Here is an 8,736-nt window from a genome sequence, read left to right as displayed (position 1 = left end):
AGTCCTCGTACTGGACGTACTCGTGCTTTCACCCGGTGCGGCGAGAGCGCGTGCATGGCGTCGCGGGGCAGGCGGGAGTTTGACGACAGGGCCTAGGCCGCCCAGTGCGCCGGGCGCTCGAAGCCCTCCGGCAGGACGGTCCGCGCGTCGCCGCGGGCCGAGTTCAGCTGCGGCTGGGTGAGGAACAGGGCGTCGGTCAGCGTGGCCCCGGACAGGTCCGCGTCGCGCAGGTCGGCGCCGATCAGGTCCGCGAGGGTGAGGTCCGCGCCGGTCAGGTCGGCGGCGATCAGCAGGGCGCCGCGCAGGTCGGTGCCCCGCAGCCGCGCCCCGCGCAGCCGCTTCCCGATGAGGTCCGCGCCCCGCCGGCTGCGCGGGGTGCCGCCGGCCGTGGCCCGGACGAGCTCACTGGTCCGCAGCAGCAGCGGATTGACCTCGGCCCGCACGGGCCCGACGTCCAGCCCCTCCAGCCCGGCGGCGGGCAGCGAGGCCAGTTCCTCGACCCGCGCCAGGGCCGCGCGCACCTCACCGTGGACCCGGCGAGCGGCGGGCCGCCCCAGCGCCTCGGTGAGGTAGCGCAGCAGCTCGTGGAGCTGCCGGACCACCGGAAAGACCTCGTACATCTGCCGGGCCGTCTCCGGAGCCTCCCGCCACGAGACCCCGCCGAAGGTCACCTGCGAGACGCGCTGCCCGGCCCCGAAGCAGTCGTACACCGTGCACCCCTGGAACCCGCTGGGCCGCAGCCGCGCGTGGATCCCGCAGCGGAAGTCGTCCTGGAGATTGCGGCAGGGGTCACCGGCCGCCTTGTCCACGCCGAAGTCGGCGGACTTGGCGAACGGCAGGGCCACACAGCACAGACCGAAGCACTGCGCGCAGTCGCCGCGCAGCGCGGTTTCCCGGGTGTCGGGCACGGTGGAACGGTTCCTTCGCGGTTCGGGGACGATCCACCCACCGTATCGCGCCCCCGGCGGAGGTCCGGGACGCGGCCGAATGCGATTGCGGAGCGGCCCGCCACCCCGGATGATCATGATCATGCCGACGTTCACGACGTATGACGGGACCGAACTCTCCTACCGGCTGCACGGGGAGGGGGAACCGCTGATCTGTCTGGCGGGCGGCCCGATGCGGGACGCCGCCTACCTCGGGGACCTCGGCGGGCTCGCCGCGCACCGCACGCTGGTCCTGCCCGACGCCCGGGGCACCGGCGCCAGCGCCGTCCCCGCCGATCCGGGCACCTACCGCTGCGACCGGCAGGTCGCCGACGTCGAGGCCCTCCGCGCCCACCTCGGCCTGGAGCGCGTCGACCTCCTCGGCCACTCGGCGGGCGGCAACCTCGCCGTCCTCTACGCCGCCGCGCACCCCGGGCGGATCCGCTCCCTGGTGCTCGTCGCCTCGGTCTCCCGCGCCCTCGGCGTCGCCGCCACGGACGAGGACTGGCACCGGGCGGTCGAGGTCTTCGCCGACCGGGACTGGTACCCGGAGGCCAGGGCGGCGCTCGACACCCTCGGCCCCGGCACGCCGCTGCCGCGCGTGCACGACATCGCCGCCCCCTTCACGTACGGCCGCTGGGACGCGGCCGCCCGCGCGCACGCGGCGGACGGCGCCCGGCGGACCCACTGGGAGGCGGCCGTCGCCTACCACGACGACGGCGCCTACCACCCGGAGCGCACCCGCCGCGCCCTCGCCGGGCTCGCCGCGCCCGTACTGGTGCTGGCCGGCGAGCGCGACGCGGGCCCGACGCCCGCCAGGGCCGCCGAGGCGGCGGCCCACTTCCCGGCCGCGGAGCTGGTCGTGCAGCCGGGCGCCGGACACTACCCGTGGATCGACGACGCGGACGCCTTCGTCCGCTCCGTCGCCGCCTTCCTCGACCCGGCCGTCCGCACGGTCACCGTCGAGGGCGTACGGCTCGCCTACCGGGTCGCGGGAGCCGAGGACGCCCGGCCCGTCGTCCTCGTCCACGGCCGCGGCGAGTCCTCCCTCACCTGGGCGGGGATCGCCGACGAACTGGCGGCCGACCACCGGGTGTACGCCGTGGACCTGCGCGGCCACGGGCTCAGCGACCGGCCCGGAGGATACGGCTTCGCGGACTTCCGCGACGAACTCGGCGGCTTCCTCAAAGCCCTCGGCCTGACCGGCGCGACCGTCGTCGCCCACTCGATGGGGGCGGGCGCCGCCTGCCTCCTCGCGCAGGACGAACCCGGTCTCGTCGGCCGTCTCGTCCTGGAGGAACCGCCGGCGTTCGTCCCCCTCGACCCGCCGCGCCCGGTGGCCGAGCGCCCCGAGGGCCCGCTCGCCTTCGACTGGGACATCGTCCCCACCACCGACGCCCAGCTGAACGCCCCCGATCCGGCCTGGCGCACCCGGCTCCCCGCGGTCACGGCCCCCACCCTCGTCCTGGCCGGCGGCCCCACCAGTCACATCCCCCAGGAACAGCTCGCCGGCCTCGCCGGAGCCGTCCCCGGGGCCCGCCTGGTCACCGTCGAGGCGGGCCACCTCGTCCACGAGACCCGCCCCGCCGAATTCCTCGCCGCGCTGCGGGAGTTCGGCCTGTAGGGCCGGGCCCGCTACCCGCGCTCCTCGACGTCCGCCTCCGTCGCCACCGTCTTCGCCCAGCGGTAGTCCGCCTTGCCGCTCGGGGAGCGCTGGATGCGGGGGGTGAGGACGAGCTGGCGGGGGACCTTGTAGCCGGCCAGGTGGCGGCGGCAGTGGGCCTGGACCGTGGCCAGGTCCAGGGGGTCCGTGCCCTCGCGCTGCTGGACGACGGCGGCCACGTGACTGCCCCACTTCGCGTCCGGGACGCCCGCCACCAGCGCGTCGTACACGTCGGGGTGCGACTTGAGGGCCTGCTCGACCTCCTCCGGGTAGACCTTCTCGCCGCCCGTGTTGATGCACTGGGAGCCGCGGCCGAGGACGGTCACCACACCGTCCGCGTCGACCGTCGCCATGTCGCCGAGGAGGACCCAGCGCACCCCGTCCCGCTCGAAGAAGGTCTCCGCCGTCTTCGCCGGGTCGTTGTAGTAGCCGAGCGGCACGTGCCCGCGCTGGGCGAGGCGGCCGATCTCGCCGACGGCGACCGGTTCGCGGGTCGCCGGGTCGACGACCTGGGTCCGCTCGTTGACGTGCAGCCGGAAGCCCCGCTCGGGGCCCGAGTCGTCGGTCGCCCGGCCGTTCGAACCGGACTCCGTGGAGCCGAAGTTGTTGAGCAGGATGACGTTCGGCATCAGCTCGCGCAGCTGCGCCCGTACGGTCTCCGACATGATCGCGCCGGACGAGGAGAGGCTGAACAGCGCGGACAGGTCGGTGCCGCGCAGCGGCCCGGCGAGCGCGTCGATCAGCGGGCGCAGCATCGCGTCGCCGACCAGCGAGATGCTCGACACCTTCTCCTTCTCCAGGGTCCGCAGCACCTCCTCGGGCACGTACTTGCGGTGCAGGACCACCCGCTGGCCGTAGTGGAAGGCGATGAAGGTGGTGAGGGTGGAGGTGCCGTGCATCAGCGGCGGCGCGGGGAAGAAGGTGAGGCCGGCGCCGCCGGCGGCGACCCGCTCGGCCAGCTCCTCGGGCCGCTTGACCGGCTCGCCGGCGGGGTCCCCGCCGAACAGGCCGGCGAAGAAGAGGTCCTCCTGGCGCCACAGGACGCCCTTGGGCATCCCGGTGGTGCCGCCGGTGTAGATGATGAAGAGGTCGTCGCCGGAGCGGGGCGCGAAGCCACGCCCGGGATCGGCCGCCGCCTCCGCCTCTTCGAGGGGTACGCAGTCGAGCGCGGCGGCCCCCTCGGGCGGGGTCCCCACCCGCACGAGGTGCCGTAGCTTCTCGCACCGCGGCAGGGCCGCCGCCACCCGGTCCGTGAACTCGGCGTCGTACACCAGCGCCGCGAGGTCGGCGTCCCGGTAGAGATAGACCAACTCCTCCTCGACGTACCGGTAGTTGACGTTCACCGGCACGATCCGGGCCTTCAGGCAGGCGAGCACGGTCTGGAGGTACTCGACGCCGTTGTAGAGGTGGAGGCCCAGGTGTTCGCCGGGGCGGACGCCCGCGTCGAGGAGGTGGTGGGCCAGCCGGTTGGCCGCCTCGTCGAGCGCGGCGTAGGTGAGCCGCCGCTCGGCGCCCGTGCCCGGGTGGTCGACGTAGACCAGCGCCTCGCGCTCCGGCACCACGTCCACGACCGATTCGAACAGGTCGGCAAGGTTGTACTCCACCGTTCCTCCTGACCCCGGCACGTTCGGACTCGGGCGGTCATTAGAGCGCCGTCGGGCACAGGTGGGAAGGGGGTGCGCCAAAGAATCTGACTGAGTGTCAGAAAACTATTGAACTGCCCACGCCACTCCTGCAACCTGTTCCAGAACTGGAGACGGGAGATGCCCATGGCCGGCACTGAACACCTCACCGTGCGGCGCGAAGGCGCCACGCTCGTCCTCACCCTCGACCGCCCCGAGGCGAAGAACGCCCTGTCCCTGCCGATGCTCGTCGGCCTCCACGACGGCTGGATCGAGGCCGACGCCGACGACTCCGTCCGCTCGATCGTCCTCACCGGAGCGGGCGGCGCCTTCTGCGCCGGCATGGACCTCAAGGCGCTCGCCGGAAAGGGCATGGAGGGCGACGCGTACCGCGAACGGCTCAGGGCCGACCCCGACCTGCACTGGAAGGCGATGCTCCGCCACCACCGCCCGCGCAAGCCCGTCATCGCCGCCGTCGAGGGCGCCTGCGTGGCCGGCGGCACGGAGATCCTCCAGGGCACCGACATCCGGGTCGCCGGTTCCTCGGCCCTGTTCGGCCTCTTCGAGGTCCGGCGCGGCCTCTTCCCGATCGGCGGGTCCACGGTCCGCCTGCCGCGCCAGATCCCGCGCACCCACGCCCTCGAAATGCTCCTCACCGGACGGCCCTACACCGCGGAGGAGGCCGCCCGCATCGGCCTGATCGGGCGGGTCGTGCCCGACGGCACCGCCCTGGACACCGCCCTCGAACTCGCCGAACGGATCAACGCGTGCGGGCCGCTGGCGGTCGAGGCGGTGAAGGCGTCCGTGTACGAGACGGCCGAGACGACCGAGACGGAGGGGCTCGCCGCCGAACTGAAGCGGGGGTGGCCGATCTTCGACACGGCGGACGCGAAGGAAGGGGCGAGGGCCTTCGCGGAGAAGCGCCCGCCGGTGTACCGCCGGGAGTGACCTGCCCCCACCCCGCCCCGTCCCGCACCAGGGGCTCCGCCCCCGGACCCCCACGCCTCGAACGCCGGCGAGGCGGGATTCGGGGCTCGCTCCCGGACCTCCGTGCCTCGAACGCCGTCGGGGCCGGATTCCGGTCTCCGCCCCTGGACCCCCACGCCTCGAACGCCGGCGAGGCCGGATTCCGGGCTCCGACCCCGGACCTCCGCGCCTCGAACGCCGGCGGGGCCGGATTCGGGGCTCGCTCCCGGAGCTCCGCGCCTCAACCGCCGGCGGCGGCTGGAACCGGGCTTGCCCCCGACCCCGTACCGCCTTCGGCCGTGCCCCCGAACGCCGGGCGGGCTGACATCAGCCCCCCATCCCTCCCGCCCACGAAAGGCCCCGCCCATGACCCCTCTCACCCCACCCCCCGACATCCTCCGCGCCCCGCTCGTCGTCGAGTTCCCCTTCACCCGCTCGCTCGGCCCCGTCCAGTCCGCCTTTCTCACCGGTCTGCGCGAGCGCACCGTCCTGGGGGTGCGCACCGAGGACGGGCGGGTTCTCGTCCCGCCCGTGGAGTACGACCCCGAGACCGCCGCCGAGCTGCGCGAGCTCGTCGAGGTGGCGCCCACCGGCACCGTCACCACCTGGGCCTGGAACCCCGCGCCCCGCCGCGGCCAGCCCCTCGCCGCGCCCTTCGCCTGGGCCCTGGTCCGCCTCGACGGCGCCGACACGGCCCTCCTGCACGCCGTCGACGCCCCCGGCCCGGACGCCGTGCGCACCGGCATGCGCGTCCGGATCCGCTGGGCCGCCGAACGCACCGGCGCCATCACCGACATCGCCTGCTTCGAGCCGTACGAGGGGGACGCGGAGCACCCCGAACCCGCCCCGCACACCGGCACGTTCGACGACCCCGTCACCGGCATCACCACCCCGGCCCGGCTCGACTACACCTACACCCCCGGCCGCGCCCAGACCCGCTACCTCCAGGCGCTCTCCGAACGCCGCACCGTGGGCGAGCGCTGCCCCTCCTGCGCCAAGGTGTACGTCCCTCCCCGCGGCGCCTGCCCCACCTGCGGCGTCGCCACCACCGACCGGGTCGAGGTCGGGCCCCGCGGCACCGTCACCACCTTCTGCATCGTCAACATCAAGGCCGCACACACGGCGAACGACATCGAGGTCCCCTACGTCTACGCCCACATCGCCCTCGACGGCGCCGGGCTCGCCCTCCACGGCCGGATCGGCGGCATCCCCTACGACCAGGTCCGCATGGGCCTGCGCGTCGAACCCGTGTGGAGCGAGGACGGCCGCTACCCCGACCACTACCGCCCCACCGGGGAACCGGACGCCGACTACGACACGTACAAGGAGCTGCTGTGAGCGCCCCCGGCCGCGACGTGGCCATCGTCGCCTTCGCCCAGAGCGGCCACCGGCGCCGCACCGACGACCTCTCCGAGGTCGAGATGGTGATGCCCGTCCTCCACGAGGTCCTGCGGCGGACCGGCCTGAAGACCTCCGACATCGGCTTCACCTGCTCCGGCTCCTCCGACTACCTCGCCGGGCGCGCCTTCTCCTTCACCATGACCCTCGACGGCGTCGGCGCCTGGCCGCCGATCTCCGAGTCCCACGTCGAGACCGACGGCGCCTGGGCGCTGTACGAGGCGTGGGTGAAGCTGCTCACCGGCGAGGTCGACACCGCCCTCGTGTACTCCTACGGCAAGTCCTCGCCCGGCTCCGTCCGCGACGTGCTCACCCGCCAGCTCGACCCGTACTACCTGGCCCCGCTCTGGCCGGACTCCATCGCCCTCGCCGCGCTCCAGGCCCAGGCCCTCGTGGACGCCGGCGACACCGACGAGGCGGCCCTCGCGGCGATCGCCGCCCGCAGCCGCGCCGACGCCGCCGCCAACCCGTACGCCCAGGTGGTCGGCGCCCGCCCGCAGGGCGACCACATGGTCGCGCCGCTGCGCACCGGGGACTGCCCGCCGATCGGCGACGGCGCCGCCGCCGTGATCCTGGCCGCCGGCGACCGGGCCCGCGAGCTCTGCGCGCGGCCCGCCTGGATCCGCGGCATGGACCACCGCGTCGAGGCCCACTCCCTCGGCGTCCGCGACCTCACCGACTCGCCGTCCACCCGGCTCGCCGCCGAGCGCGCCGGCTTCTTCGAACGGCCCGTGGACACCGCCGAGCTGCACGCCCCCTTCACCTCCCAGGAGGTCGTCCTCACCAAGGCCCTCGGCCTCGGCGGCGACGTCCGGATCAACCCCTCCGGCGGCGCGCTCGCCGCCAACCCCCTCATGGCCGCGGGCCTCATCCGGCTCGGCGAGGCCGCCGCCGGCATCCACCGGGGCGACTCCGACCGCGCGCTCGCCCACGCCACCTCGGGACCCTGCCTCCAGCAGAACCTGGTGGCCGTACTGGAAGGAGACCCCCGTGGCTAAGGAACCCGTGGCGGTCGTCGGCGTCGGCCAGACCAAGCACGTCGCCGCCCGCCGTGACGTCTCCCTCGCCGGACTCGTCCGCGAGGCCGCCGTGCGCGCCCTCGCCGACGCCGAGCTGACCTGGGCGGACGTCGACGCCGTCGTCATCGGCAAGGCGCCCGACTTCTTCGAGGGCGTCATGATGCCGGAGCTGTACCTCGCCGACGCCCTGGGCGCCGTGGGCAAGCCCATGCTCCGGGTCCACACCGCCGGTTCGGTCGGCGGGTCGACCGCGCTCGTCGCCGCCAACCTGGTCGCCGCCCGCGTCCACCGGACCGTCCTCACCCTCGCGTTCGAGAAGCAGTCCGAGTCGAACGCCATGTGGGGCCTGTCCCTGCCGGTGCCGTTCCAGCAGCCGCTGCTCGCCGGCGCCGGCGGCTTCTTCGCCCCGCACGTCCGCGCCTACATGCGGCGCACCGGCGCCCCCGACACGATCGGCTCCCTCGTCGCGTACAAGGACCGCCGCAACGCGCTCAGGAACCCGTACGCCCATCTCCACGAGCACGACATCACCCTGGAGAAGGTGCAGGCGTCCCCGATGCTGTGGGACCCGATCCGCTACTCGGAGACCTGCCCGTCCTCCGACGGCGCCTGCGCGATGATCCTCACCGACCGGGCCGGCGCGGCCCGGGCGCCGCGGCCCGCCGCCTGGGTGCACGGCGGCGCCATGCGCAGCGAGCCGACGCTCTTCGCCGGCAAGGACTTCGTCTCGCCCCGGGCGGGGAGCGACTGCGCCGCCGACGTCTACCGGCAGGCCGGGATCACCGACCCGCGCCGGCAGATCGACGCCGTGGAGATGTACGTGCCGTTCTCCTGGTACGAGCCGATGTGGCTGGAGAACCTGGGCTTCGCCGCCGAGGGCGAGGGATGGAAGCTCACCGAGGCGGGCGTCACCGAACTCGGCGGGGACCTGCCGGTGAACCCCTCCGGAGGCGTCCTCTCCACCAACCCGATCGGCGCCTCCGGCATGATCCGCTTCGCGGAGGCCGCCCTCCAGGTACGGGGGGAGGCCGGCGAGCACCAGGTGGACGGCGCCCGCCGGGCCGTCGGGCACGCCTACGGCGGCGGCGCCCAGTTCTTCGCCATGTGGCTGGTGGGCGCCGAACCGCCGGCCTGACGCCCGC

At 74.5% G+C, this 8,736-nt stretch carries 7 protein-coding genes; 5 read left to right on the top strand and 2 right to left on the bottom strand.

The annotated features are described in order from the left end of the window. Nucleotides 1–92: 92 nt before the first annotated feature. Nucleotides 93–908, bottom strand: a complete 816-nt coding sequence (locus IF73_RS0105410) for a pentapeptide repeat-containing protein (protein WP_031003960.1) — start codon at nucleotides 906–908, stop codon at nucleotides 93–95. Nucleotides 909–1,029: 121 nt separating this feature from the next. Between IF73_RS0105410 and IF73_RS0105405 the strand changes: the two genes are divergently transcribed. Further along, the gene (locus IF73_RS0105405) at nucleotides 1,030–2,550 is read left to right on the top strand and encodes an alpha/beta fold hydrolase (protein ID WP_031003958.1); all 1,521 of its coding nucleotides are present in this window, start codon (nucleotides 1,030–1,032) and stop codon (nucleotides 2,548–2,550) included. Between the two features lie 11 nt (nucleotides 2,551–2,561). On the opposite strand, the gene IF73_RS0105400 is transcribed toward IF73_RS0105405, so the two are convergent. After that, nucleotides 2,562–4,193 (bottom strand): acyl-CoA synthetase, encoded by a 1,632-nt coding sequence (locus tag IF73_RS0105400; protein ID WP_037878253.1) that lies wholly within the window; start codon nucleotides 4,191–4,193, stop codon nucleotides 2,562–2,564. A 165-nt stretch (nucleotides 4,194–4,358) separates the two neighbouring features. Between IF73_RS0105400 and IF73_RS0105395 the strand changes: the two genes are divergently transcribed. From IF73_RS0105395 to IF73_RS0105380, 4 genes are all read left to right on the top strand, one after another. Next, the gene (locus IF73_RS0105395) at nucleotides 4,359–5,159 is read left to right on the top strand and encodes a crotonase/enoyl-CoA hydratase family protein (protein WP_031003954.1); all 801 of its coding nucleotides are present in this window, start codon (nucleotides 4,359–4,361) and stop codon (nucleotides 5,157–5,159) included. Nucleotides 5,160–5,543: 384 nt separating this feature from the next. Continuing rightward, nucleotides 5,544–6,515 carry a Zn-ribbon domain-containing OB-fold protein gene (locus IF73_RS0105390; protein ID WP_031003952.1) on the top strand — a complete coding sequence of 324 codons (972 nt, stop codon included), beginning with the start codon at nucleotides 5,544–5,546 and terminating at the stop codon, nucleotides 6,513–6,515. Next, nucleotides 6,512–7,573: a thiolase domain-containing protein gene (locus IF73_RS0105385; RefSeq protein ID WP_031003950.1), complete on the top strand. Its 1,062-nt coding sequence runs from the start codon at nucleotides 6,512–6,514 to the stop codon at nucleotides 7,571–7,573. The genes IF73_RS0105390 and IF73_RS0105385 overlap by 4 nt, the downstream gene beginning before the upstream one ends. Then, nucleotides 7,566–8,729 (top strand): thiolase domain-containing protein, encoded by a 1,164-nt coding sequence (locus IF73_RS0105380; RefSeq protein ID WP_031003948.1) that lies wholly within the window; start codon nucleotides 7,566–7,568, stop codon nucleotides 8,727–8,729. The genes IF73_RS0105385 and IF73_RS0105380 overlap by 8 nt, the downstream gene beginning before the upstream one ends. Nucleotides 8,730–8,736 lie beyond the last annotated feature (7 nt).

The sequence above is a fragment of the Streptomyces sp. NRRL F-5727 genome (assembly GCF_000719555.1).
Taxonomy (GTDB): domain Bacteria; phylum Actinomycetota; class Actinomycetes; order Streptomycetales; family Streptomycetaceae; genus Streptomyces.
The sequence above is the reverse complement of the archived record's forward strand: the minus strand, read 5'-3'. Positions and strand labels throughout refer to the sequence as shown.

Coding starts and splice junctions, on each gene's coding strand:
- IF73_RS0105390 (WP_031003952.1), top strand. CDS start 5,544: ATGACCCCTCTCACCCCACCCCCCGACATCCTCCGCGCCCCGCTCGTC.
- IF73_RS0105395 (WP_031003954.1), top strand. CDS start 4,359: ATGGCCGGCACTGAACACCTCACCGTGCGGCGCGAAGGCGCCACGCTC.
- IF73_RS0105405 (WP_031003958.1), top strand. CDS start 1,030: ATGCCGACGTTCACGACGTATGACGGGACCGAACTCTCCTACCGGCTG.